This window comes from Bacillus sp. B2-WWTP-C-10-Post-4 (genome assembly GCF_009183805.1).
GTDB lineage: Bacteria > Bacillota > Bacilli > Bacillales > Bacillaceae_G > Bacillus_A > Bacillus_A cereus.
In genome coordinates this window covers 19,977-44,107 of the sequence record NZ_WEII01000008.1, presented here as the reverse complement: position 1 = coordinate 44,107, position 24,131 = coordinate 19,977, and the positions used below count along the sequence as shown (strand labels likewise).

Genomic DNA, 24,131 nt, shown 5'->3' with positions numbered 1-24,131 from the left:
TTACTATTACATCAATACCTAAAGATGGTGTAGTATGAGGGAATACTTGTTTTAGATAACTGAACTACACCTACATTTAAATTTCCAAACTCAATAGTTTCACTTGAAGTTGAATATATTTCGCTTAAAATTCTTAAATACCACAATCTAAGAAAATGACTCCAAATGGATTTACTATATTTATTCAGACCATCTTTTAATATTATTAAACACATTGTCTGTTATCCGATTTCCAAAATTCATATTTTTATTTCCTCTTGTATGAATGGCTATTATTTTGATACCTGTATCAAAATAATGATATACAGGTGATCCACTTTGCCCTTCATAAGTATCAATCTTGTATGTTAGTCTGCTAGGATTAACACCTTCAATTGGACCATAATCTCTCCACATTGAGTAACGTTCATTTCCTATTTTATCAGCTGGATATCCAGGAATCACCGCAAGTAAACCTTTTGGTGATTCTACATAGGTAGTTCTATATCCAAACCAACCCGTATAATCTCCTGGAGACCCATTTAATTTAATCGTTCCATAATCATAATTTGAATTTTTGTTATCAGTCCATCCACTTACCGAGTAAAGTTTTGTTCCTTTATAAGGTAAATACGGTGCTTGTCCTCCATTACGTCCTGGAGTTACAATAACATTTGTCGCCCATCCACCAATTTCTTTATTGTAAATACAATGTCCAGCTGTCAGCACTGTATCTTTACTAATTAGTGCTCCTGTACATCCATAAATTTCTCCACTATTATACTGAGTTGCTATATGGACTACAGCACTATACGGATATGAAGTTGTATCATTAACCCGTATTCGATCATCTATTCCTATAACAGAATAGGTAAGAATGTTAGGTGAATAATTTAACTTCGTATTTTCTAAGAAGGCTCCCCAATCTTCCCCACCATGTTTACGCCCTTCAAATGAAGGTGAAACAAGATCTTCTCCCCTTCGATCATTACTATACAAAGATTGTTCTTGAAAAAGTACACGTTCTCCCTCATTTGAAACTGATGTCCACGGTACATCTTCTGCATACACCTTCTGATTCACCAAAAATACTGTACAAAAAAAGATAAAAAGAACACCAAAACTATAAAGAGCCAACCTACATCTTATAGAAATAAAGCTATCCAACATAACTTACCTCCTATACAAATGATAGCGAACAATTGAAGATCCCTTTATAAATTCTAGTTTTTCTTTTTTTAGAAGTCAATGTAATTAATAATGATTATCATTATTAATTACATTGACTTAACAAAATCAAACAATGAGTCATATTCTTTACTCTGCGTTCAAAAACCTGTCTCATTAAAGTTTCACCATATTATATAAATCCATAACCTTTTTCACAATCAACTCCGCAGTATTCTCTCCCGGTGGCATTAACAAATTTGTAACTGTTCCATACACAATAGGACTTAATTCTACTTCATATCCGCCATATGCATATTCGTCTTTTGTCGGTAAATAACCAAGATATCCGTTCATATATCCACCAAAGAAAGCCAATTCATTTTGAAGACTCTCTTTCATTGCTAAGGCAGTTTCTGAAAAAGGTTCCATCGGTATACCTGAAAACATACCATCATTAACTTGAAACAGTTGAACTTCTAAATCTATACGTAACTTCCGAATACCTTGCCTATATTTCTCTAATACGATAGCAAGCCATTCATCCGTATTCACGCCCCACTGCTTCTCGGCTAATCGAGCCATGCTTCGTATCTCATCAATTTCAGGAATATCCTTCAACTTCATTTGCATCATACTTGAAACTGTCCTTAATTTTACAATTGGACTATATGTAACTGTTGGTAACATCGTTAATACATGTCCACTAAGTATGTAAGCCATTTGTTTTAACGCTTCCCTTGAACCGCGATATTTCGCATTCACATTTCCAGCGGCACCTTGAACAATAATAACAGGGCAGTTCACTATCTGCTCTAGAATCTCTCTCGTTATTCCAGGATAATCTGCTGATAATTCATCGCTATCACCTTTTAAAACATTCGGATGCGCAGTACAAAATACTATAATCCCAGATAGCTCCTTCGTTTCAGCATTTCTGATTGCCAACATGCCAATTCGTTTATCTACAACACCCTCAATATTTGTTCCCATCTTTGCTCTTCCATCAGATGTTCTCTCTCGTCGGTTTACACCGATATCACCTGTCGTAACACCCCATCCAACTTCGCATCGCTTCAAATTGTTATTTGCAGTAACAGCACCATGTACTACATTATTTACTAAAATCATTTTATACGACTGCACTAGCGGATCATCACCGACTGTCTCTGGACCGGAATGCGTATGAGTATAAACAACCGTTATTCGCTCAAATGGCACATGAAGCCTACTTGCTACTCGCTCACGAATCATATTCGTATCTTCTACTAACATCCCAATATTATCGATACTTATAAACACAGTTTTCATTTCATCTTTTTCAAATACAAAAACTGTCCCATAAATACGCTCTTCAATATTATTTATTCCTGTCTCTCTATGATATCCGACAAAATCAATACCTACAGGCGGCGTAATATCAACCTTACATACCCCTATTTTGCTCATTTAAATCACTCCATTTCTCTATATAACTCCCTTTTTTCAAGAATAGCATATTTAACTTGGTTCCAAATAAAAAGAACGGACACAGTATCCTATGTCCGTTCTTCCCCTCACACATACTTCCGATGCACCATCTTACCATCATAAGAAAACACAACGCCCTTACTCTCCACAATGGACTCCATATGCACCGTTCTTCCCCATAGTTGATGAAGATATGGTAATACTTTTTCTAAGTATTTTAAATCGAGCTCGATTCCTTCGTAACTATGTTTAATGTATAATTCTCCGTTCTTTAAGTAGTCTCCATCTTCTACTACTAAGTACGGGAACCCACCATTTGTACGCATATTTACGAGTTGATCACGTACATTTTCCCATTCTTTATCTATTACCTTATATTCTTTTCCTTGGCGCTGGAATAAGTACATATCTTCTCGCATAACAAGATCTTTATTTAAGTAGTTTCTTAAGAACGATACGTCCCATTCAATTTCTCGTACTTCAAACATTTTGTCACGGCCCGATCCTGGTTTTACGCCCCGTCGCTTCATTTCTTCAGTCGGATTGTTGTACCGTTCTTCAATATCTTCAAAGATTTTAATACCGAGGTAGTATGGATTAATACTTGTTTTTGATGGCTGAACGACACCTGCATTTAGTTTCGCAAATTCAATTGCTTCATCAGAGGTTAAGTCCATTTCACGAAGTATGCGTTGATGCCAGTAGGATGCCCAGCCTTCGTTCATGATTTTCGTTTCAAGCTGCGGCCAAAAATATAACATTTCTTCGCGCATCATCGTTAATATATCACGCTGCCAATCTTCTAACTCACGGCTATATTCTTCAATAAAGAGAAGTAAATCCTTCTCTGGTTGCGGTGGGATTTTCTTCTTTTTACGTATATTAGAGCGCTCTTGTTTTTTATTTCGGTTATCTAAATTCCATAAATCATCGTATTGCGATACCTTTTTCTTTTCTACTTCTTCCTCTTCTAAATCATCAATACTCCATGCGAGCTTCGGACGCATAAGCGACGGATCAATATGCTCTTGAATGGCAAGTACGGCATCTAAAAATGTTTCTACCTCTGCTTTTCCATACTTATGCTCATAAGCTTTCACACGGTCCGCTGTTGCGGCCATACTCTCTACCATATCTCGCTTCGTATTTGAAAAACGAATATTATTTTTGAAGAAGTCACAGTGTGCTAAAACGTGCGCGACAATTAATTTGTTTTGAATTAAAGAGTTCGTATCTAATAAAAAGGCGTAACATGGATCAGAGTTAATAACGAGTTCGTATATTTTACTAAGTCCTAAATCGTATTGTAATTTCATTCTGAAAAATTGTTTTCCAAAACTCCAATGTGAAAACCTTGTCGGCATCCCATATGCACCAAATGTATAAATAATTTCCGCTGGACATATTTCATAACGCATCGGATAAAAATCAAGCCCAAATCCAGTCGCAATTTCCGTAATTTCCGCAATCGCATATTGCAGTGCTTTATCGTCACTTGCTCTCATTATTTTCCCTCCTTACACTTTCCCTTAAGAAAGTGTATGATGAAGAACAAGCTTTCATGAGGATTGATTGCATAATAAAAAGACACCCCCGCAAAAACGAGAATGTCTCATCTATTAACCTTCAATAATCTCCATCTTCTCCGTAATCGGAGTACGTGCTTTTCCTTCTGGCGCTTTATCGAAATAGCCGATATGAAGAATTCCAACGATACGTTGGCCTCTTGTTAAACCGATTCCTTCTATAAATAATGGATTGTAGTTTAATCCGCCTGATTTCCAAACGCAACCTAATCCGCGTTCCCAAGCAAGAAGTTGGAAGTTTTGCATGAATGCACATGTTGCAGCATAATCTTCATCACGTTGAATTTGACGCGGATCTTCATTTATATATACAACGATTTGTGCAGGCGTGCTTAAAAAACGATCTGATAAAATTTTACCGCGTTTCGCTCTTTCTTCTTCCGTGAAAGAGTTTAATACTGCATCTACTAATTTCTTGCGGCCTTCTCCGATGTATAGTTTACAATTCCATGGTTCACGGTGCTTATGATTTGGTGCCCATGTTGCATCGTTTAATAGTTCAATTAATAAATCTTTTTCTACTGCTTTGTCTGTAAATGTACGAACAGAGCGTCTTTCTTTAATCACATTAGCGATGGAAGTATATGTAGTCATATTTATCTCTCCCTTATTTTTATCTATATGTATAAGTTTATCGTCATCATTGATATTGATTTTCAATTTCGATTATACCTTAGTTTTTTACTATTAATCAATGTTTTATGTTGGAAAACTTCTAAAAACGTCATTTCATACTGTGAATAAAAAAACTTGATTTGTTCACAAGTATTTCACATTTTATGGAAATGATATGTGTACAGTTTTCTACATTATCCATCTAGGAGGAGTTTACATGTACAAAAAAATCGCTGTTTGTATGACTATGGCAGCATTATTATGCGGGATATCCACCTTCCCTACATCCGCTGCCACACCAAAAGAAGTAACAATGCATCACCATAAACCAATTCCAGAAGAAGAAGTGAAATCGCTAGAAAAACTCGGCTATAACAGACATGAAATTTGGAAAGCTGCTCATATTGCAAGAATTAGTAATAAAGAAATAAAAGATGTTTTAGCTTACTATAAGCAAAATAAATCTTGGGAGAAAACAGCCGAGCATTTCGGTGTAGATCCAAGTAAGCTGAAAAAGCATCATATGAATAAAGAAACAAAGCAAGCACTGCTACAACAGTTAGCAACTATGCAAAAATCCACACCTGATCAGCTAAAGCAAAAAATGAAAGAATATAACATCAAATTGCGTCATCTTACTGTGTTAACAATCATCTCTCAAAAAAGCAATACCCCTCTTGATGATGTATTAAAGATGAAAAAAGATGGAATGGACATTAAACAAATTGCCGAAAAATTAAATGTAAAAAGAGAAGATATACGAGCGGAAATGATGAAATTAGTGAAGTCTATTAAAGAACAAAAAACAAATTAAACTGCTAAAAAGGAAGAGGCTTTCACCACTCTTCCTTTTCTTTATGAACTTTCAATTTTTAAGTATAAATTCCCGTCTTTCCCAAAAACTAACACAAGTAAATGATGTAAGTTAGGGGTGAGAAAATGTTCGGTTTATCATCTAAGAAATCAAAAAAGACTAATACAAAAACACTTTGTTCTATTCCAGAATTTATACAAACCATGAAAGAATCAAGCGATTTTGTCTCTTATAATATACTTAAAGATGAAACGTTGTGCTTGTTTTATTATAAATCTGTCGTGGAAGCACTTATTATTAAACAATTCATTTTAACTCCTATAAAAAAGGAATCGGAACAAATCCAAAACATCTCTGATTTATGTAATATTATCTCTATTGAAGACATTATTACCTCCCCTTCTATTGATGATATTCGTGAAAAATTATTAGGTGGATATATTTTAATACGCTTAAAAAACAATTCGAATCCTGATCAATATGCTTTAATTCGTGCCGAAAGTACTGTTTTAGGAAAACGATTATATAACGATACAGAAAATGAGTATAGCGTAATCGGGCCTAAAATCGGTTTCGTTGAAAACCTTGATACAAATATCCACTTATTACGCCGAAATATCGTAACGGAGCAACTCATTTTTAAAGAAGTTACCGTCGGATCTATATCAAAAACGAAAGTAGCAGTTGCTTATATAGAAGGAATTACAAATGAACAATTTGTCAACACCGCAATTCAACGGCTAGAAGACATTGACTTTGATGTCCCATTTGATTCAACTATGATTGAGCAATTTATTAGTGATAATAGCAATTCACCTTTTCCTGTTCTATTACCTACAGAACGATTAGATCGAGCTGTATTTGCATTAATTAACGGGGAAGTTTTAATTTTAACAGATGGCTCTCCATATGCTTTATCAGGACCAACAACGTTACTGGATTTTTTCATTTCACCAGAAGATTATTATTTACCGTGGATGATTGGATCGTTCTTTCGTATTATTCGTTTTTTCGGAGCTATATTTTCTCTTTTTTCCTCCGCTATTTATACAGCGGCTTTAACATATCATTATCAAATGATTCCTGCTGATTTACTAGGTCCTATTATTTTCTCGAGAGCTAACGTACCTTTCCCTCCTATTCTAGAAGCACTCTTTTTAGAAATTACAATTGAATTGCTTCGTGAAGCAGGAGCACGTTTACCAACGAAAGTCGGACAAACGATTGGGATTGTTGGGGGGATTGTAATTGGCCAAGCATCCGTGGAGGCAGCTTTGACAAGTACAATTTTATTAATTGCAGTTGCTTTATCCGCTCTTGCATCTTTCACAACACCAACCGTAAAGATGTCTTCTACTATCCGGTTGTTACGCTTTCCGCTTATTCTCTTAGCCGGTGCATTCGGAGGATTAGGCCTCGCTGTCGGATTTGTATTTATTTTAGCTCATTTAATTAAATTAAAATCGCTTGGATCACCTTATTTGTTACCTTTATATCCATTTCGTGGTTTAGGTACAGCAGAAGGTTTTCTTCGATTACCATTTAGTCAAACGGCACAAAGACCTTCTTTTCTTAGACCAAAATCAAAATGGCGCTACAATCCAAACAAATCGAAGCAAAAACGTGATGGTGAGAATGAATGAAAAAAATTTTATTGCACCTTATCATTATCTTCTTCGTTTTACAAACTGGCTGTACACAAACGTATATAGTGGATGCACAGCGTATTATTCATATTGCTGGATTTGACATCACAAAAAACAAAAAATTCCAAGGAACTATTCTATTCCCAGAGTACACACATGGTGTAAAGTCTAAACCAGAGACGCAAACAACATCTGCCCGTTCACTTGAAACAATTGCTTCACGATTAAATGCGAAATCTCCTCACAATGTTGTTGTAGGTCAAATGCGTGTCGTCCTATTTGGAAAGGCTCTAGGGGAACGCGGAATGGGAGAGATTATTACTAACTTACAACGTGACCCAAATATCGGGCGTGATGTACAACTAGCAATTGTAGATGGATCGGCTGAAGAGCTTTTAAATTACGGGAAAAAAAATGGGTCTTTATATATTGCTGATTTACTCGAGCAAAATATAAGAAATGAGAACATTCCACAAACTGAATTAAACATTTTTTTATATAATTATTACTCTTCTGTATGTGATGCCTATGTTCCTTATATTAAAATGGACGATAATCATTCTGTCGCTGTCAAAGGACTTGCCTTTTTAAAAGGCGATAAAGTCGTCATGTATACGGATAAAAGACATTCTGTTTTAGCAAAATTACTTATTAATCCTACGAAAAATGGACGTTACGAAGCAGCAATAAAAAAGGATAAACATAAAGGTATGGTTGTTATACAAAACTTAGCTGGGGAAAATAAGTATGATATAGATCAAACTGGCGACATACCAAAAGTAAAAATCCATTTAAAACTAAATGGATTAATTAAAAACTCTCCTAATTGGATTGATCTAAGAAAAAAAACAAATATCAACTATATAAAAAAACAAATTGAACGAAATGTCGAAAAAGACTGTGAAGATTTAATAAAACAATTTCAAGAAAAAGAAATTGATCCTTTAGGAATACGAGATGAAATTAGAAGCCATACGAGAAAATGGAATATAAAACAACTTCGAAATATGTATAAAAATATAGCGGTAGATATAAATTTAGATCTTAATATTGTACAATCTGGAATCGGAGAATAGTGAGGTGAAATAAGCAATGAATACAATGAATAAAACAAAGACCGTATCTCCATATTTTGCATTTATTTTATTGCATTCTCTCCAGGTTGGTATAGGAATTCTCGGATATCAACGTATAATTTTGAAAAATGCAGGTTATGATGCTTGGATTTCTCTTATTATTGCAGGTATTGCAACTCATATTGTACTGTTTTGTATGTTAAAAATGCTTGAAAAAGACGGAGATTTAATTAGTATTCATACAACAACCTTTGGAAAATGGGTTGGCTCTATATTTTCTGTAATTTTCACTCTTTATTGCTTATTATTTTGCCTTACTGTTCTTCGTACATATATAGAAGTGATACAAGTTTGGATTTTCCCTACCATTAAGTTATGGAAACTTACGCTTATGTTTTTATTAGTCACTTACTACATTATAAAAGGTGGCTTCCGTTCTGTGACAGGGATATGTTTTTGGGGTATTGTTCTTCCTATGTTCGTTGTATTCTTTTTAGTCTATCCGATGAAGTATGCACATTTTCGTAATATTTTACCCATTTTTACACATTCACCTTTTGACATGCTTATATCTGCAAAACACTCTGCATTGGAATTTCTAGGGTTTGAAACAATTCTTATCTTTTATCCCTTTATTGAAAAAGGAAAATCTTTAAAAAGATGGGCCCATGCTGGAATTGCTTTTAGCACCTTAATTTATGTAGTTTTAGCTATCGTATCTTTTATGTATTACAGCGAGGGACAATTAAACCGTACTATTTGGCCTACTTTAACGATGTTAAAAATAATTAAAGTTCCTTTTATTCAGCGCTTTGAATATATTATTATTTTCGTTTGGTTTTTAATTATTTTACCAAACCTTTGCTTAACCATTTGGTCATCATGTCAAACGATGAAGCGTTCCTTTCATATTTCATTTAAATTTACATTACCGTTTTTTATTTTCATCATATTTTCAGCTTCTCTACTTTTCACAAACCGTGAAAGTATCAACACATTAAATACCGTACTATCTCAAGCGGGTTTATATATTGTATACGCTTATATCCCAATTTTATTTCTATTCCATTCGCTAAGATGTCGCTTCAAAAATCAGTCAAAAAAATCTTCAACCGATACACCGTAATCTCTGATACAATTTGATTAATACATTTGTAAAGGGGACAAGCGAATGAAAAAGTATGTATTTTCTTTACTTGCAGTACTAAGCTTAATTCTTGCTGGATGCGGAAGTACTGGTACAAATGACCAAAAATCTTCTGAATCAAAACAAGAAGAACATGACCACGCATCGCACACTCAGCAAGCTGACATTCAAGAGAAAACAAAAGGAGTCGACACACTTCCAACCTTCCTAGATAAGCTTGATCCACAAATGAAAGATATCTACACCGTCGCTGGACAAAATGCAGAGCTATTAGATTGGATTCCATGCTATTGTGGTTGCGGTGAAAGTGTAGGACATAAAAATAATAAAAACTGCTTTATTCGTGAAATTAAAAAGAATGGTGAAGTTGTTTGGGACTCCCATGCAACGACTTGCGTCAATTGCCTAGAAATTGCAGTTGAATCTGCTTCCATGAAACAAAAAGGAAAATCAACGCTTGAAATTCGTAACTATATCGATAATAAATACAAAGAAGGCTATGGCAAACCAACACCTACGCCAATGCCAAAAGCTTAAAAAACGAGGGAATTCCTCGTTTTTTCTTTTCATTCTCATTTTTTCTTAACAAATTCTTTCAAGTGTATTTCTCCTTACTTATCACACACTATATATAACTCTCGGTAAGGAGGGTACACAGTGCAAACATATAACGACTATGATAAAGCTCTCTATTACACGTATTGCTGTAATTGGGATAAATTACTCGTTCTCATGGTTCAAACGAACGATCAATTATTTTCTAAGCGTATTGAGCATTTTTTACACGCTTATCAATACAGCAAGGAACTGCCAGAAGTTGATAAACAATTGCAGCTCCTATTTCAATATATTGACCACGCATCCCAAAAGTCGCATGTAGAAGAAGTAGAACAAATTCAAATGTAAACTATAGCGCTATTCTCTTCCGGAGAATGGCGCTTTTTTTAAATTTTTATATCAATAAAAGTTTCTCCTCATAAAACTTTTATTGATAAACATATTTTTTCTTTCTTTTCCATACCACTTCATACTATAATTTAGTATGTAACTATTATAAGAGAGGTATAAAATATGGGACGAGAAAAAAAGCAAGAATATGCTTTACTTACCGCATGGGGAGCTTCTTTTATCGCTACACTGGGAAGTCTTTATTTTTCCGAAATCATGAAATTTGAGCCTTGTGTACTTTGTTGGTATCAACGTATTTTTATGTATCCATTCGTTTTATGGCTCGGTATCGCTGTAGCAAAAAAAGATTATCGCATCGCAAGTTATTCTTTACCAATTGCAAGTATTGGTGCTTGTATTTCTTTATATCACTATGCAATTCAAAAAGTCCCAGCGTTTTCAGCTGCTGGAGCAGCTTGCGGTCGTGTACCCTGCACCGGAGAATTTATAAACTGGTTTGGTTTTATTACAATCCCGTTTTTAGCACTTATCGGCTTTATTACAATCGCTGTTTGTAGCTTTATTGTCATCAAAAACAAATAAGGAGATGAAAGAATGAAAAAAATGCTTATATTTGGTGGTATTATTATCGCCTTGTTCGTAGCAATTTTCGCTGTCACACAAATGGAAGAAAAAAATGCTACTAGCCAAAAGATTGATAATCCTACTGAAAGTAAGACAAACGGTCCTGACTACTACACAAATAAAATCTCTCTTTCAGATCTTCAAAAGAACTTAAAAGAGAAAAAAGAAGAAACAGTATACTTTTATCAAACATCTTGCGTTCATTGCCAAAAATTATCTCCTGTCCTAGTGCCAATGGCTAAAGACTTAAACGTTGATATGAAAGTTATGGATATTGAAAAATTAGATGCTCCTTGGGATGAATATAAAATTCAAGGAACACCAACAATCATTCATTTTAAAGATGGCAAAGAAGTGAGCCGTATTAGCGGTGAACAGCCGAAAGATAAATTAAAAGAATGGCTTGAGCAAACGAAAAAGTAACTAGAAAAGGAAACTCCTTCTACACATGAAATGGGTGTAAAATCCCACACTAATGTATAAGGAGGGGGTTTTATGCCAGAAGTAAGATGTTCTGTTTCCAACTGTTCTTTTTGGGGACAAGGTAACTTTTGTCAAGCAAGTGCGATCATCGTTCAGCCTGATGCAGATGAAACTGGTCAAACTGAAAATGATTCATATACAGCTGCTGTTTTAACAAACGAGACGCTAGAAAGTTCTGTAGCAACGAGTGTAGAGACTTGTTGTCATACATTTAAGCCTAAATATTAACAATTATTCCACCTCATATACGTGAGGTGGTTTTTTCTTTCTCTCTTCTTGTTTACGTCATCTCTAATTCTCCTTATAATAAAGTTAACATTTTTATGAATACGAAGGTGAAATACTATGGCTAAAACAATTGCAGATATCGCCAAATTGGCTGGCGTTGCAAAAAGCACAGTCTCTCGTTACTTAAACGGCGGATATGTAAGTGATAAAACAAAACTTAAAATCGAAGGTATTATTCAGGAAACAAATTTCTCTCCCAATACATTTGCTCAAAGTTTAAAAGCAAAAACAACAAATTTAATTGGTGTCATCATCCCCCGATTAGACTCCTTCGCTACAATGAAAACACTTATCGGGATCGATAAAACATTACAGGAAAATAACTATCAAATGCTTGTAGCAAATGCAAATCAAACAACCGAAACTGAAATACAAGCAATTGAAAACTTTATAAAACAAAAGGTAGCTGGCATTATTTTATTAACAAAAACATTAACGAATGAACATCAAAAAATTATGGCTAATTCAAACATCCCTATTTTATTCGTCGGGCAAGAATATAAAGATCAATATTGCCTCGTTCACGATGATTATGATGCAGCTTATGAGTTAGGGGCATACGTTTTATCCCAAGGCCATCGACATATTGCCTATTTAGGGATAGAAAAAGATGATATTTCTGTTGGAATACATCGAAAAAATGGTTTTCAAAAAGCAATTGAAAATTTAGAACCGACTTGCAACGTTTCATATTACGAAACAACTTTCCGCATAGAAGATGCCATGAAACAAGTACAACATATTTTAGATAATAATCGCCCAACTCTTATCGTATGTGCTACAGATAACATCGCTCTTGGCGCAATGAAAGTCATTCACTCCCACTCCCTTTCTGTACCAGGTGATATTTCTGTAACAGGATTCGGTGGATATGATATTTCAGAAATGGTACACCCTAGTTTAACGACAATTGCGTTTGACTATGAGTATGCTGGAAAGCTTGCTGCCACTTCTCTTTCACAGCTTGTTGAAAACAAAACTATACCAAAAGTATTACACTCTCGTTATACATTAAAAATCCAAGAAAGCGTTGACAAAATATAAAGGCGCTCTATAATAAAATTAAAACCGGTTCCACATTTTAAAAACAGGATTTTCAACATCATTTCCCTGTTTTTTATTTTAACTCATTACGGAACCGGTTCCATAAAAGAGAATTTATAGTAAGGGGGAATTTTTATGGATATGAAGCAAATTGCAACTCAAGTAATACAGAACATTGGTGGAAAGGAAAACATTGTTCGTGCCACACATTGCGCGACTCGCCTTCGTCTTATATTAAAGGATGATACGAAAATAAACTCTGCAGAAATCGAAAGCATCGATGGAGTAAAAGGTGCTTTCGCAACGACCGAGCAATATCAAATTATTTTTGGAACTGGCATAGTAAACAAAGTATATGATGAATTCTCAAAACTAATTGGAATAGCCGAACTAGATTCTACAACATCAAACGATATACCTAAGAAAAAAATGAACCCTATCGCCCGCCTAGCAAAGACACTATCTAATATTTTTATTCCAATTATTCCAGCTATCGTCGCAAGCGGTTTACTTATGGGTCTACTCGGAATGTTGAAAGCGTTTAAATTAGTTCCTGGAGATCACTCACTTATCCAATTACTTGATATGTTCTCAAGTGCAGCTTTCATTATTTTACCTATTTTAATTGGAGTTAGTGCCGCTAAAGAATTTGGTGGTAACATTTTCTTAGGTGCAGTTGTTGGTGGTATATTAACTCACCCAAGCTTAACAAATCCTTGGACTCTTTCAAATGCAAAACCAACTGTTTTACATTTCTTTGGTATGGATATTGATATGATTGGCTATCAAGGTACTGTTTTACCTATTTTATTATGCGTATATGTTATGAGTACAATTGAAAAAGAACTTCGAAAACGTGTTCCGAACTCTTTAGATTTATTAGTTACACCATTCTTAACAATTATTATAACTGGCTTTTTATCACTTATTATTATCGGACCAATTGGATATAAAATCGGTGACGGCATTACGTACCTTTTAAATACAATCTATCAATTTGCAGGACCAGTAGCTGGACTTATATTCGGCGGATTGTATTCAACAATCGTTCTTACTGGCTTACACCATAGCTTCCACGCTATTGAAGCAGGCTTACTCGCAAATAAAGATATCGGTGTCAATTTCTTACTCCCTATTTGGTCAATGGCGAACGTTGCACAGGGCGGTGCTACTTTAGCTGTCTATTTCAAAACAAAAAACAAAAAAACGAAAGAAATTGCAATTCCGGCCGCAGCTTCAGCATTTTTAGGAATTACAGAACCAGCTATTTTTGGTGTCAATTTAAAACTTGGTAAACCATTTATTGCAGCAGCTATTGGCGGCGCAATTGGAGGCGCTTACGTTGTTTGGATGCAAGTGGCGGCTAATGCATACGGTTTAACAGGTATTCCGATGCTTACAATTGTTGCACCTCTTGGCATGATGAACATGATTCACTATATAATTGGTTTCGCTATTGCAGTTATCACTGCTTTTGTTGCCACATTCATTTTATATAAAGAAAGTAAATAATAACGGGGTGAAAACCTATGTCAAAATATAAAACAATACTGCAATCTAATAAAGACGAATTACATTCTTTATATGAAATTGCAAACCAAGATTCATGGAAACCAATTTATCATATCCACCCACCATTTGGATTAATGAATGATCCTAACGGTGTATCCTACTACAATGATGAATATCACGTTTTTTATCAGTGGTATCCATTTGGTCCCATTCATGGAATAAAGCATTGGGGGCATGTGAAGTCAAAAGACCTTATTAACTGGGAGCGTATGCCTGTAGCCATCATCCCTACTGAAAGCTATGAATCACACGGTGCATATTCTGGTAGTGCTATCGTAAAAGATGGCCTTCTTCATTTACTTTATACAGGGAATATAAAAAAGCCTAATGATTCCCGTGATGCAAAACAATGTATGGCAACAATGGATTCACAATATACGGTGACGAAATATAGTAATAATCCTGTTATTGATATAATTCCTGACGGATATACAAAACATGTACGTGATCCAAAAGTCTGGAAACATAATGATATGTACTATATGTTACTCGGTGCCCAACGTGAAAATAAAACAGGAACTCTATTACTATACAAATCACAAGACCTATACAATTGGCATTTCCAAGGTGAAATTACAACAAATTTAAAAGAATTCGGATTTATGTGGGAATGCCCCGATTACTTCCAATTATCAGGGAAAGATGTACTTCTCTTTTCACCGCAAGGAATTGAAAAAGACGGCGAAAACTTTCACAATATATACAATGTCGTTTATGCCATAGGCCATTTCGATATTAAAAATTTATATTTCCATGTTGATTCCTATTACGAAGCTGATAAAGGATTCGATTTTTATGCCCCTCAAACTTTAGAAGACTCTACTAGTCGTCGCCTATTGTTTGCTTGGGCAGGATCAAGTGAAATCACATATCCTTCTGATGATTATATGTGGGCTCATTGCCTAACACTTCCACGTGAATTAACATTAGAAGATAACATCTTAAAACAAAAACCAGTTTCAGAATTAACAAAACTACGAACAACAAAAAAAGAAATTTCAGGAGATATAACAGCTGGATTAAATGTATTATCAACGCTTGATGATAAAGGCTCCTATGAATTAATTGTTACACTTAAAACAGAAGATGCAAAGCGTTTTGGGCTTTCTCTCTTCCACAATGAGGAGGAATGTTTCCCCATTACATTTAATCGGGCACAAGGTACTATTTCTATAGACAGGGGCAACTTCTACCATCAATTTGGCGGAGAATATGGATTTGAACGCTGTAAAAAAATCGATATTCAAGATACGATAGAACTACAAATATTTGTAGATAAAAGCATCGTGGAAATTTTCTTATACGATGGTTCAACAGTCTTTACGTCCCGAGTTTTTCCTCGAAAAGACATGAAACATCATATCGCAATCTTTTCAGATGCAAAACTAAACTTTATCATCACACAATATAAGCTGAAAAGAGGGATTGTATGAGAAATGTCTTTTGTATAGGTGAACTATTAATTGATTTTGTGTGCCGAAATACTAACGTTTCTTTAGTAAACGGTTCAGATTTCGAAAAAAAAGCTGGTGGAGCACCCGCTAACGTTGCTGCTGCGATTACAAAATTAGGTGGACACGCTACATTTATGGGGCAAGTAGGAAATGACCCATTTGGTGAGTTTCTTGAACAAACTTTACAGCGTGCGCAAGTCGATACATCCATGCTCATAAAAGATAAACAAACAACACTTGCATTCGTATCCATCGATCAAGATGGGGAACGTGATTTTACTTTTATGCGTGGTGCAGATGGTGAATATCAATTCAATAGCATTGATTTATCAAAAATACAAACGAATGATTTAATACATTTCGGTTCAGCGACAGCTTTACTATCAAGCCCATTAAAAGAAACGTATTTTCAGTTGTTACAATATGCGAAAGATAACGGCCATTTTATTTCTTTTGATCCAAATTATCGAAGTGCACTCATTACAAATACAGAACAATTCTCTCAAGATTGTCTAACCTTTATAAAACATGCACACTTCGTAAAAGTAAGTCAAGAGGAAGCTACTATGCTCTCTAAAGAGAGTGATTTACAACAAGCTGCACTCAAATTATTAAATTATGGCGCAAAAGTAGTAGCTATTACACTTGGAAAAGACGGTACACTTCTTGCGACAAATGAAGGTCAAACCATTGTCTCTTCTATTTCCATTCAACAAGTCGATACAACTGGTGCTGGTGATGCTTTCGTTGGAGCAATGTTATATCAGATTGCCCAAAGTGAACATACACTTTCATATCATTTCAAAGACTTAACAGCGTTTATCTCCTTTGCAAATAAAGTAGGTGCTATCACATGTACAAATTACGGTGCAATTGCCTCTCTTCCATCATTAACAGATATAAAAGCATACGATTAATCGTATGCTTTTTTACATTCCCCTCCAAAAATCATGCATAATAAAAAAGTACAAAATAACGAGAACGGCCGTCCCGCATAAGGTAATGCGCCGATATATACTCTTCTCTCCTTCCCTCGCTTTCACAAACGCCCAAATAAATCCGAAGAACAATATTAAATCAACATATGGAACATAAAAAGAAAAGACGAGAAACGCATATAAATACACGATAAATAAACAGGTCGTTACTAAAAAAACTTTAAACGCAAATTCACTTTTCATAATATAACCGCCCCCTATCTGTACTGTATTATATTCAGCAAAATACAATAGTTGCAGTTAAACTCCAAGTATAAATAAGCTACCGTCTATAATACGGTAGCCATTACGGAACATTGTATTTCCGTTTATATATATTACTTAAAATCGAAGAAGGAATTTGCTCGTAACGAATTTTCTCTCCTGTTTCATCTATAATATACGAATTGTTTCCTATATAATATATTCCGTCTTTTCGTTTTGAGTACACTGGATATCTTTCATTTGGCAATACCGTTTTCACTTTCGTTAACTGTCCATTTGGTTCTTGCCAATATATATCCGCGCGGTCTACTAGCGTTAGTACTCCAATTTGTTCTTCTTCTATTTTTCGACCATTCCAGCTCACAACGCGATAACCAAGCTTATTCGCTTCATATTCGGGGCTCGTATGAAAACGAGAAATGATTACTTTTGTTTGTAATTGTACTCTGTCATATAACCATTGTATATCCCTGTCATGCATGCGAATACAACCATTTGATTCCCTACTTCCAATCGTCCATTCCCGGTTCGTCCCGTGAATCGCATATTCATTCTTATCTAGTCCAAGCCACCTCGTACCGAGAGGGTTATTCGGTGCACCCCCAGGTATTTTTTTTCGATGGTATTCTTTATTTTTAAATTTAGTTATAATACAAAAGTTACCTTCAGGCGTAGGTGTACGATCTCTTCCAGTCGTTACTGGAAATGTTTTTGTATAATTTCCATTCTCAAAAAAAGACAACTGATTTGTCGTAAGATTCACTAATATTAAATGATCTGTATTAGCAAAAGCACTAACCGGTAGGATGAAAAATAATAGTATGACGAAACATAACTTTTTCAGCTATATCCCCCCTAGCGCTCACTATAATAAGTGGAATTAACATTACTTTGCTCTTATAAATGAAAACTATCCATTTACAATAACGCCCCCATTTACATGTATCATTTGTCCAGTAACATAAGAAGAATCACCAGACGCTAAATATACGTATGCCGGCGCTAACTCATATGGTTGACCAGGCCTTTGCATTGGGACATTGCTCCCAAACTGAGAGACTTTCTTCTCATCAAAGCTCGATGGAATAAGCGGTGTCCAAATCGGTCCTGGTGCAACACCATTTACCCGAATCCCTTTTTGCACTAACGATTGAGAAAGTGATCTTGTAAAAGCTACGATTGCTCCTTTCGTTGCGGAATAATCAATTAACGTTTCATTTCCTTCATATGCAACGATAGATGCCGTATTTATAATGACATCCCCTTTCTTCAAATGAGAAAGGGCTGCTTTCGTAACGTGAAAATAAGAAAAAATATTAATACGAAATGTTTTTTCTAGCTGTTCTGCTGTAATATACTCTAGCCCTTGCTGCGGATATTGCTGTGCAACGTTATTCACTAAAATATTTAAACTACCTAACTGCCGGGCAGTCTCTTCCACAATATCTTTACAATGCTGTTCATTACTCAAATCCCCCGGCAACAATACACACTTTACACCTTCTTTTTCAACACGTTGTTTCGTCTCTTTTGCATCTTCTTCCTCATCTAAATAAGCAATCGCAACATTTGCTCCTTCTTTTGCAAAAGCGATGGAAACTGCTCGTCCAATTCCGCTATCTCCTCCCGTAATTAACACATTCTTCCCTTTTAACTTTTCACTTCCTTTATAATTTGGATCTTCAAACTGTGGTAGAGGATTCATTAATGATTCAATACCAGGCTGCTTATTTTGATGTTGCGCAGGCATTGTTATAAAGTTTTTTTGCTGTGGCATAGCTGCTTTCAACTCCTTTTCCTTAGCATGTGCACAATAAAAAGCTGAAATTCACACATCGGTTTACGATTAATATTCGAATTTAAGACACAAAATATGAATTGTTATAAACTTTTTATGCAAAACTATTGCAAAATAGATAAAAAACGAATATTATATATAACTGTTGTGAAAATTATTCGTAAACAGAAAGGATGTTTATATGTTTAACCTTTCAAAACATAAAACTTCTATTAAAACTGAAATTATGGCAGGTATTATTACCTTCTTAACAATGGCATATATCATTGTCGTAAACCCTGTTATCCTTGGAGATGCAGGTGTTCCATTTGAACAAGCATTTACAGCAACAATTATTGCTGCTGTTGTCGGAACATTATTTATGGCAATCTTTACAAACTTACCAATCGCAATCGCGCCAGGTATGGGATTAAATGCTTACTTCTCTTACTCTGTTGTAAAAGCACATGAAGGCATGACTTTCGCAATTGCATTCTCTGCTGTATTCGTAGCAGGTATGATTTTAATTTTGCTATCATTTACATCTTTCCGTACAAAATTAATGGAAGCAATTCCTGAAAACTTAAAACATGCAATTACTGCTGGTATCGGGTTATTTATCGCCTTTATCGGTTTACGATTAACTGGTATCGTTACAAAAAATGATGCAAACTTAGTTGGACTTGGTGATCTTCACTCTGCTCCAGTTCTACTAGCATTAGCTGGACTTGGAATTACTATTATCCTTATGTCTTTAAATGTAAATGGCGCACTATTTATCGGTATGCTATTAACTGGTATTATCGCTTTCCTCACAGGACAATTAACATTCTCAAACGGTGTTACATCAATGCCTGGATTACCAGAAGGAATTATCGTTTCAAATCCAATTACTGCTGTATCTGACGTAATTAACTATGGATTATACGGCGTTGTATTTTCATTCTTCCTTGTTACATTATTTGATACAACAGGTACATTACTTGGGGTAGCTCAACAAGGTGGATTTATGAAAGACGGAAAACTCCCAAAAGCTGGACGAGCTCTTCTATCTGACTCATTCTCAGCAACTATTGGTTCTATGTTCGGAACGACACCATCAACAGCTTACATTGAATCATCTGCTGGTGTTGCAGCTGGTGGTCGTACTGGTTTAACAACTGTTACAGTAGCTGTTCTATTCGCACTAGCAGCATTCTTCGGACCATTAGTAAGTGCTGTCTCTGGTGTATCAGCTATTACTGCTCCATCATTAATTATCGTTGGTAGTCTTATGATGGGTTCAGTTCGCCACATTGATTGGGACGCATTTGATGAAGCATTCCCAGCATTTTTAGTAATCTTAAGCATGCCTCTTACATCAAGTATCGCAACAGGTATCGCACTTGGATTTATTTCATATCCACTTATGAAAGTGGCAAAAGGTAAATTCCGTGCTGTTCACCCACTTGTATATGTATTTGGAATTTTGTTTGCTTATCAATTGATATTCTTACCACATTAAAAAAGTAGAGCATCGAAATCCGATGCTCTACTTTTCTTTTACAACAATCATTCAAAATATGAAGAAGGTTATAACCTTTTAATACTTCTCTTCTACCTTTAATTCTTTACTATACTTTTGAATGAAAACTGATGAAATAACCATTACTATGCCCACACTAAAACCAATAAGTTGATCTATTAACATTTCATCATGAATAAACCAGCGAAGTAAAAATACGCTACCAAAAATAAACATCATAATAAACCCAATATGCCTAAGTCCTTTATAGACATTTTCCATATGTATCACCTCTTCACATAACATTATCCATATTATACCATACAACCATCAAGTAACCGTATCGTCCTCTGACAATATGCAGCTACCTTTTGATCATGTGTAACAACTAGCACTGTTTTTCCTTCTTTATTAATCTCTTGTAAAATACTCATAATTTTCTCCCCATTTTCTTGATCAAGAGCACCAGTCGGTTCATCAGCAAGTATAATTTTTGTATCTTGTGCTAAAGCCCTTGCTATTGCTGTTCTTTGCTGTTCTCCTCCTGATAACTCGTAAGGATATTTGTTAATATGCCTCTCAAGCCCTACCATTTTCAGCATTTTTTTTGATATTTGCATACGTTTCTTATGAGAAATTCTTCTATATATAAGCGGAAGCATTACATTGTCAACAACTGTATAATCATCTAATATAGTAGGTTACCGCTTAGAGTTGGATAGAATGCACTTGTTGAGGTTGATGTTGCTAATAATACTAAAGTCGTAATTGAAAAAACTTTTCCTTTCATTAACAATCACCTCATAAATTTAATAGTTTAGTAGCGCTACATCATCATAATATCCTTCAAATAAATTCTCCTCAACAAGAAACCCCGGTGTTTTACAAACTCTTTAAACACTTAAACATTCATACATTTTTAAAAAGTAACGTATAAGTAGCAATATAAAAAAGCTGCGGAGAAACTCTTCTCCGCAGCCTAATACTTATTTTTGCAAGAACGCCTTTAAATCTGCAAACTGTCTCTTTGCATCTTCATAGCCTTGCTCGTATAAATTTTGTAGTTTTGCTGTATCTTTTTCCATACGATCTACTTGAAGCGGCACTTCTGGGCGAATAACAAATAAATTGCCAGCTTGTTCTTCTTTTTCAATATAGTGAAGTGTTTCATTATACACTTCATAACGATTCAGCATCGTGTTAACAAGGTTCGGATATTTTTTATAAGCTTTCGCTGCAACCCATCCAAACCTTGATTTTTTCTTCGCGTAGCCATGATTTCTCGTTAAAATAACGACTGATTTTTTAAATCCATCCTCTTGCGCTTTACGAACTGGAATTGGATCAGAAATCCCGCCATCTAACAGTTGTTTACCGCGGTAATTTACTACCGGTGCAATGAAAGGCAATGAACTAGACGCTTGTAATAAATTTAGCGCATCATCATTCGTTCCTTCTTTTTCAAAATAAACAGATTGCCCTGTTTCACAATCCGTCGTTCCTACAAGGAAACGTTCCGGGCTATTAAAGTATGTTTCAAAATCAAACGGTACATACTTTTCTGGAATTTCATGAAAAATGAAATCCATATCAAATAGCTGACGTTTTCTCCATAAGTTTTTATACGATAAATATTTCGGATGTGATGCATAATCAATATTGACCGTTTTATTTCTATTTCTTTGTCTGGAAAGATACGACGCTGCATGACAAGCACCAGCTGATACACCGATTACATATGGAAAATATAAATCTTGTTCCATAAAGTATTCTAATATCCCGCCCGTGTACACACCACGCATACCGCCGCCTTCTAATACTAACCCCGTATTTTCAAGCATGTTACTCTCTCCTCTATATATATTGACTCTTTAATTATTCACCATGTTAAGTATCTTTTTCTATTATATATGAGTTCTTTCAGAAATTATATTTAAAAGACTTGAGAAAAAGGAGTTTTTTCTTCCAATTATATTTCCAAATGATTGGAGACATCCTTTATAAACCTTTGAATAAAGTCTTGCTCTTCTTTCGTATATCCATCTAAAAGTAACAACCACTTTTCTTCAGCTTGCTTATGCAATTTTTCATGAGCTTTATATATTTCATTCCCACTTTCCGTTAAGCGGAAGAAGATTTCTTTTTGATTATCTAACATTTGCATCTTCTCAACGAATTGCTTTTGAAACAACTTTGTACAAATTTTAGAGATTGCTCCCTTCGTCATGCCCATTTCTGTCGTAATTGCCGTTACATTCATCAAACCATTTTTTCCGATACATTCGATTACATGTAACTCAGATAAAGACATACTACTTACACCTGTCTCACGAAGAAACTTCTCGTTTTGTCGTTTTAAATGTTCTTCTTTTTTATGCAAAAGTGTACGAATGTCCGACAGTATTTCCATTTGCTTCGTTGCATGCTTCAATCCGTTCGCCTCCTAAGTTTCCGAAGAAACAAATTAACTATATACCATTTTAAAATTATTTTTTCATCTTTACAAGTGAGAAAATCATGTTAAAATAAATTTAGTTTCCTAGGAAACTAAATTACAAGGGGGTTAACAAGATGAAAAAATCTAAACTAAATTTCATTTTATATGTTATCTGTATTAGTGCCTTATTCGGTTCCTTCGCTCAAAATATTTACACACCTATCTTACCGATGATTCAAAATTCTTTTCATACTTCTCTTTATCTTGTAAATGTAACAGTTTCACTTTTTACATTCGTTCTTGCGATTATGCAGCTCATATATGGCCCTTTAATTGATACAAAAGGGAGAAAATCTGTCCTTATTCCTAGTTTAATTATTAGTACGATTGCTTCAATCGGATGTGCTTTTTCGGCAAACATTTATTTATTTCTCTTTTTTAGAGCTGTTCAAGCTATAGGAATAGCGGCTATACCTGTAGTTTCAGCAACGATTATCGGCGATTTATTTGAAGAAAAAGAACGCGGAGAAGCGATGAGCCTATACCAAATGTTACTTGCCCTCGCACCTGCAATGGCTCCTCTCATAGGTGGTTATCTTGGCAGTATAAATGGTCACTTATCTGTATTTCTCTTTTTATCTACACTTGGCATTATCTTATTAATGATAAACATTTCACTACTTCCAGAAACAAAGCCAAATGTAATTAAGCAGTCTAAAGCACAAAAGAATTACTCTCTTATCTTAAAAAATAAAACTGGATTTTCTATTACTCTTATTGGCTTCATTCAATTTTGTATTTACTTTTGCTTTCTCGTTTTTTTACCGAGTATTTTAACAAATTCATTTCATTTAACTGTAAATAAAATTGGTCTTATGTTTGTACCAATGTCTCTTTCTATCATGCTAGGAAGTTTTTGCTACAAGTTTTTGCAAAAACGCCTCACAACAAAGCAAGCTTTATTTATTACGAGTTTCTTCAATATTATATGTGTCGTTTTATTCTCTTTCACATATAGCATCAATATCCCCTTCATCATTATCGTTACATCTTTGTACGGTTTTAGTATGGGACTTTCTATGCCAACTCACACTACTTTATTAACAGAAGAATTCATACAAGAGCGTGCAACAGCTATCGGTATATACAACTTCATCCGCTATCTTGGTATGGGTACAGGGCCACTTATAGGTGGATTTCTTTTATTTAACCAAAATTACTTTTGGATTTTCTTCCTAGGCGCAATTATGTTTTTACTTGTAATCTTATATGCAATGAAAATGCTAAGTTTTCATGCTGTACAAAAATTAAAATAGAGCCCCCAAAATGTCGGCTCT

Annotated in this window: 25 protein-coding genes and 1 pseudogene; 15 read left to right on the top strand and 11 right to left on the bottom strand. The window is 34.9% G+C overall.

Features of this window, described 5'->3' with window-relative positions; translation table 11 throughout:
* Window positions 1-180: 180 nt before the first annotated feature.
* The 4 genes from GBN78_RS06535 to GBN78_RS06520 all read right to left on the bottom strand — a co-directional run bounded on the left by GBN78_RS06535 (window position 181) and on the right by GBN78_RS06520 (window position 4,796).
* Window positions 181-1,149, bottom strand: coding sequence for a trypsin-like serine peptidase (locus GBN78_RS06535; RefSeq protein WP_142284884.1), 969 nt, complete (start codon window positions 1,147-1,149; stop codon window positions 181-183).
* Window positions 1,150-1,323: 174 nt separating this feature from the next.
* A complete protein-coding gene (locus GBN78_RS06530; protein ID WP_152127096.1) occupies window positions 1,324-2,595 on the bottom strand; it encodes a neutral/alkaline non-lysosomal ceramidase N-terminal domain-containing protein in 1,272 nt (423 codons plus the stop codon).
* A gap of 107 nt (window positions 2,596-2,702) precedes the next feature.
* On the bottom strand, window positions 2,703-4,121 hold the full coding sequence (gene spoVR / locus GBN78_RS06525) for a stage V sporulation protein SpoVR (protein WP_001202701.1): 1,419 nt from the start codon (window positions 4,119-4,121) through the stop codon (window positions 2,703-2,705).
* Between the two features lie 114 nt (window positions 4,122-4,235).
* The gene (locus GBN78_RS06520; RefSeq protein ID WP_000214819.1) at window positions 4,236-4,796 is read right to left on the bottom strand and encodes a nitroreductase family protein; all 561 of its coding nucleotides are present in this window, start codon (window positions 4,794-4,796) and stop codon (window positions 4,236-4,238) included.
* A gap of 238 nt (window positions 4,797-5,034) precedes the next feature.
* Between GBN78_RS06520 and GBN78_RS06515 the strand changes: the two genes are divergently transcribed.
* From GBN78_RS06515 to GBN78_RS06455, 13 genes are all read left to right on the top strand, one after another.
* Window positions 5,035-5,631 (top strand): hypothetical protein, encoded by a 597-nt coding sequence (locus GBN78_RS06515; RefSeq protein ID WP_152127093.1) that lies wholly within the window; start codon window positions 5,035-5,037, stop codon window positions 5,629-5,631.
* Window positions 5,632-5,756: 125 nt separating this feature from the next.
* Window positions 5,757-7,274: a spore germination protein gene (locus GBN78_RS06510; protein WP_000467489.1), complete on the top strand. Its 1,518-nt coding sequence runs from the start codon at window positions 5,757-5,759 to the stop codon at window positions 7,272-7,274.
* Window positions 7,271-8,353, top strand: a complete 1,083-nt coding sequence (locus tag GBN78_RS06505; RefSeq protein ID WP_000722246.1) for a Ger(x)C family spore germination protein — start codon at window positions 7,271-7,273, stop codon at window positions 8,351-8,353. Before GBN78_RS06510 ends, GBN78_RS06505 begins: the two co-directional genes overlap by 4 nt.
* A 16-nt stretch (window positions 8,354-8,369) precedes the next feature.
* Entirely contained in the window at window positions 8,370-9,479 is a 1,110-nt protein-coding gene (locus GBN78_RS06500; RefSeq protein ID WP_152127092.1) for a GerAB/ArcD/ProY family transporter, read from the top strand.
* A 45-nt stretch (window positions 9,480-9,524) separates the two neighbouring features.
* The gene (locus GBN78_RS06495; protein WP_000761029.1) at window positions 9,525-10,037 is read left to right on the top strand and encodes a PCYCGC domain-containing protein; all 513 of its coding nucleotides are present in this window, start codon (window positions 9,525-9,527) and stop codon (window positions 10,035-10,037) included.
* A gap of 120 nt (window positions 10,038-10,157) precedes the next feature.
* Entirely contained in the window at window positions 10,158-10,406 is a 249-nt protein-coding gene (locus tag GBN78_RS06490; RefSeq protein ID WP_001195459.1) for a YhdB family protein, read from the top strand.
* Window positions 10,407-10,571: 165 nt separating this feature from the next.
* On the top strand, window positions 10,572-10,991 hold the full coding sequence (locus tag GBN78_RS06485) for a disulfide formation protein C (RefSeq protein WP_000532264.1): 420 nt from the start codon (window positions 10,572-10,574) through the stop codon (window positions 10,989-10,991).
* Between the two features lie 12 nt (window positions 10,992-11,003).
* Window positions 11,004-11,456: a thioredoxin family protein gene (locus GBN78_RS06480; protein WP_000738450.1), complete on the top strand. Its 453-nt coding sequence runs from the start codon at window positions 11,004-11,006 to the stop codon at window positions 11,454-11,456.
* 72 nt (window positions 11,457-11,528) lie between these two features.
* Window positions 11,529-11,744: a DUF1540 domain-containing protein gene (locus GBN78_RS06475; protein ID WP_001115481.1), complete on the top strand. Its 216-nt coding sequence runs from the start codon at window positions 11,529-11,531 to the stop codon at window positions 11,742-11,744.
* Between the two features lie 117 nt (window positions 11,745-11,861).
* Window positions 11,862-12,848, top strand: a complete 987-nt coding sequence (locus tag GBN78_RS06470; protein WP_152127090.1) for a LacI family DNA-binding transcriptional regulator — start codon at window positions 11,862-11,864, stop codon at window positions 12,846-12,848.
* Window positions 12,849-12,983: 135 nt separating this feature from the next.
* Window positions 12,984-14,360 (top strand): sucrose-specific PTS transporter subunit IIBC, encoded by a 1,377-nt coding sequence (locus GBN78_RS06465; protein WP_152127087.1) that lies wholly within the window; start codon window positions 12,984-12,986, stop codon window positions 14,358-14,360.
* 17 nt (window positions 14,361-14,377) lie between these two features.
* The gene (scrB, locus tag GBN78_RS06460; RefSeq protein ID WP_000049734.1) at window positions 14,378-15,853 is read left to right on the top strand and encodes a beta-fructofuranosidase; all 1,476 of its coding nucleotides are present in this window, start codon (window positions 14,378-14,380) and stop codon (window positions 15,851-15,853) included.
* Entirely contained in the window at window positions 15,850-16,791 is a 942-nt protein-coding gene (locus tag GBN78_RS06455) for a carbohydrate kinase family protein (protein ID WP_001246642.1), read from the top strand. Before scrB ends, GBN78_RS06455 begins: the two co-directional genes overlap by 4 nt.
* A gap of 12 nt (window positions 16,792-16,803) precedes the next feature.
* Here the strand turns inward: GBN78_RS06455 and GBN78_RS06450 are convergent, their stop codons facing one another.
* The 3 genes from GBN78_RS06450 to GBN78_RS06440 form a co-directional block, all read right to left on the bottom strand.
* Window positions 16,804-17,055, bottom strand: a complete 252-nt coding sequence (locus GBN78_RS06450) for a hypothetical protein (RefSeq protein WP_000834195.1) — start codon at window positions 17,053-17,055, stop codon at window positions 16,804-16,806.
* A gap of 103 nt (window positions 17,056-17,158) precedes the next feature.
* Entirely contained in the window at window positions 17,159-17,920 is a 762-nt protein-coding gene (locus GBN78_RS06445) for a L,D-transpeptidase (RefSeq protein WP_033682769.1), read from the bottom strand.
* A gap of 66 nt (window positions 17,921-17,986) precedes the next feature.
* A complete protein-coding gene (locus GBN78_RS06440) occupies window positions 17,987-18,853 on the bottom strand; it encodes an SDR family oxidoreductase (RefSeq protein ID WP_001136258.1) in 867 nt (288 codons plus the stop codon).
* 202 nt (window positions 18,854-19,055) lie between these two features.
* Between GBN78_RS06440 and GBN78_RS06435 the strand changes: the two genes are divergently transcribed.
* Complete coding sequence (locus tag GBN78_RS06435; protein WP_000482712.1) at window positions 19,056-20,357, top strand: NCS2 family permease; 1,302 nt, start codon at window positions 19,056-19,058, stop codon at window positions 20,355-20,357.
* Between the two features lie 78 nt (window positions 20,358-20,435).
* On the opposite strand, the gene GBN78_RS06430 is transcribed toward GBN78_RS06435, so the two are convergent.
* The 4 genes and pseudogenes from GBN78_RS06430 to GBN78_RS06415 all read right to left on the bottom strand — a co-directional run bounded on the left by GBN78_RS06430 (window position 20,436) and on the right by GBN78_RS06415 (window position 22,788).
* Window positions 20,436-20,639: a hypothetical protein gene (locus GBN78_RS06430; RefSeq protein ID WP_000432804.1), complete on the bottom strand. Its 204-nt coding sequence runs from the start codon at window positions 20,637-20,639 to the stop codon at window positions 20,436-20,438.
* Between the two features lie 32 nt (window positions 20,640-20,671).
* Window positions 20,672-21,055: pseudogene (locus GBN78_RS06425) on the bottom strand (ABC transporter ATP-binding protein); the annotation flags it as partial.
* Between the two features lie 288 nt (window positions 21,056-21,343).
* The gene (locus tag GBN78_RS06420) at window positions 21,344-22,198 is read right to left on the bottom strand and encodes a patatin-like phospholipase family protein (protein WP_000892691.1); all 855 of its coding nucleotides are present in this window, start codon (window positions 22,196-22,198) and stop codon (window positions 21,344-21,346) included.
* Window positions 22,199-22,326: 128 nt separating this feature from the next.
* Window positions 22,327-22,788, bottom strand: coding sequence for a MarR family transcriptional regulator (locus GBN78_RS06415; protein WP_000679679.1), 462 nt, complete (start codon window positions 22,786-22,788; stop codon window positions 22,327-22,329).
* Between the two features lie 140 nt (window positions 22,789-22,928).
* Between GBN78_RS06415 and GBN78_RS06410 the strand changes: the two genes are divergently transcribed.
* A complete protein-coding gene (locus GBN78_RS06410) occupies window positions 22,929-24,110 on the top strand; it encodes an MFS transporter (protein ID WP_098299970.1) in 1,182 nt (393 codons plus the stop codon).
* Window positions 24,111-24,131: the final 21 nt, after the last annotated feature.

What these genes read in the sequence shown, in the direction of transcription:
- GBN78_RS06470 (WP_152127090.1), top strand. Translation starts at nt 11,862, where the DNA reads ATGGCTAAAACAATTGCAGATATCGCCAAATTGGCTGGCGTTGCAAAA.
- GBN78_RS06450 (WP_000834195.1), bottom strand. Translation starts at nt 17,055, where the DNA reads ATGAAAAGTGAATTTGCGTTTAAAGTTTTTTTAGTAACGACCTGTTTA.
- GBN78_RS06500 (WP_152127092.1), top strand. Translation starts at nt 8,370, where the DNA reads ATGAATACAATGAATAAAACAAAGACCGTATCTCCATATTTTGCATTT.
- GBN78_RS06440 (WP_001136258.1), bottom strand. Translation starts at nt 18,853, where the DNA reads ATGCCACAGCAAAAAAACTTTATAACAATGCCTGCGCAACATCAAAAT.
- GBN78_RS06455 (WP_001246642.1), top strand. Translation starts at nt 15,850, where the DNA reads ATGAGAAATGTCTTTTGTATAGGTGAACTATTAATTGATTTTGTGTGC.
- scrB (WP_000049734.1), top strand. Translation starts at nt 14,378, where the DNA reads ATGTCAAAATATAAAACAATACTGCAATCTAATAAAGACGAATTACAT.
- GBN78_RS06515 (WP_152127093.1), top strand. Translation starts at nt 5,035, where the DNA reads ATGTACAAAAAAATCGCTGTTTGTATGACTATGGCAGCATTATTATGC.
- GBN78_RS06475 (WP_001115481.1), top strand. Translation starts at nt 11,529, where the DNA reads ATGCCAGAAGTAAGATGTTCTGTTTCCAACTGTTCTTTTTGGGGACAA.
- GBN78_RS06520 (WP_000214819.1), bottom strand. Translation starts at nt 4,796, where the DNA reads ATGACTACATATACTTCCATCGCTAATGTGATTAAAGAAAGACGCTCT.
- GBN78_RS06530 (WP_152127096.1), bottom strand. Translation starts at nt 2,595, where the DNA reads ATGAGCAAAATAGGGGTATGTAAGGTTGATATTACGCCGCCTGTAGGT.
- GBN78_RS06485 (WP_000532264.1), top strand. Translation starts at nt 10,572, where the DNA reads ATGGGACGAGAAAAAAAGCAAGAATATGCTTTACTTACCGCATGGGGA.
- GBN78_RS06535 (WP_142284884.1), bottom strand. Translation starts at nt 1,149, where the DNA reads ATGTTGGATAGCTTTATTTCTATAAGATGTAGGTTGGCTCTTTATAGT.
- GBN78_RS06465 (WP_152127087.1), top strand. Translation starts at nt 12,984, where the DNA reads ATGGATATGAAGCAAATTGCAACTCAAGTAATACAGAACATTGGTGGA.
- GBN78_RS06480 (WP_000738450.1), top strand. Translation starts at nt 11,004, where the DNA reads ATGAAAAAAATGCTTATATTTGGTGGTATTATTATCGCCTTGTTCGTA.
- GBN78_RS06430 (WP_000432804.1), bottom strand. Translation starts at nt 20,639, where the DNA reads ATGGAAAATGTCTATAAAGGACTTAGGCATATTGGGTTTATTATGATG.
- spoVR (WP_001202701.1), bottom strand. Translation starts at nt 4,121, where the DNA reads ATGAGAGCAAGTGACGATAAAGCACTGCAATATGCGATTGCGGAAATT.
- GBN78_RS06510 (WP_000467489.1), top strand. Translation starts at nt 5,757, where the DNA reads ATGTTCGGTTTATCATCTAAGAAATCAAAAAAGACTAATACAAAAACA.
- GBN78_RS06505 (WP_000722246.1), top strand. Translation starts at nt 7,271, where the DNA reads ATGAAAAAAATTTTATTGCACCTTATCATTATCTTCTTCGTTTTACAA.
- GBN78_RS06420 (WP_000892691.1), bottom strand. Translation starts at nt 22,198, where the DNA reads ATGCTTGAAAATACGGGGTTAGTATTAGAAGGCGGCGGTATGCGTGGT.
- GBN78_RS06495 (WP_000761029.1), top strand. Translation starts at nt 9,525, where the DNA reads ATGAAAAAGTATGTATTTTCTTTACTTGCAGTACTAAGCTTAATTCTT.
- GBN78_RS06410 (WP_098299970.1), top strand. Translation starts at nt 22,929, where the DNA reads ATGAAAAAATCTAAACTAAATTTCATTTTATATGTTATCTGTATTAGT.
- GBN78_RS06435 (WP_000482712.1), top strand. Translation starts at nt 19,056, where the DNA reads ATGTTTAACCTTTCAAAACATAAAACTTCTATTAAAACTGAAATTATG.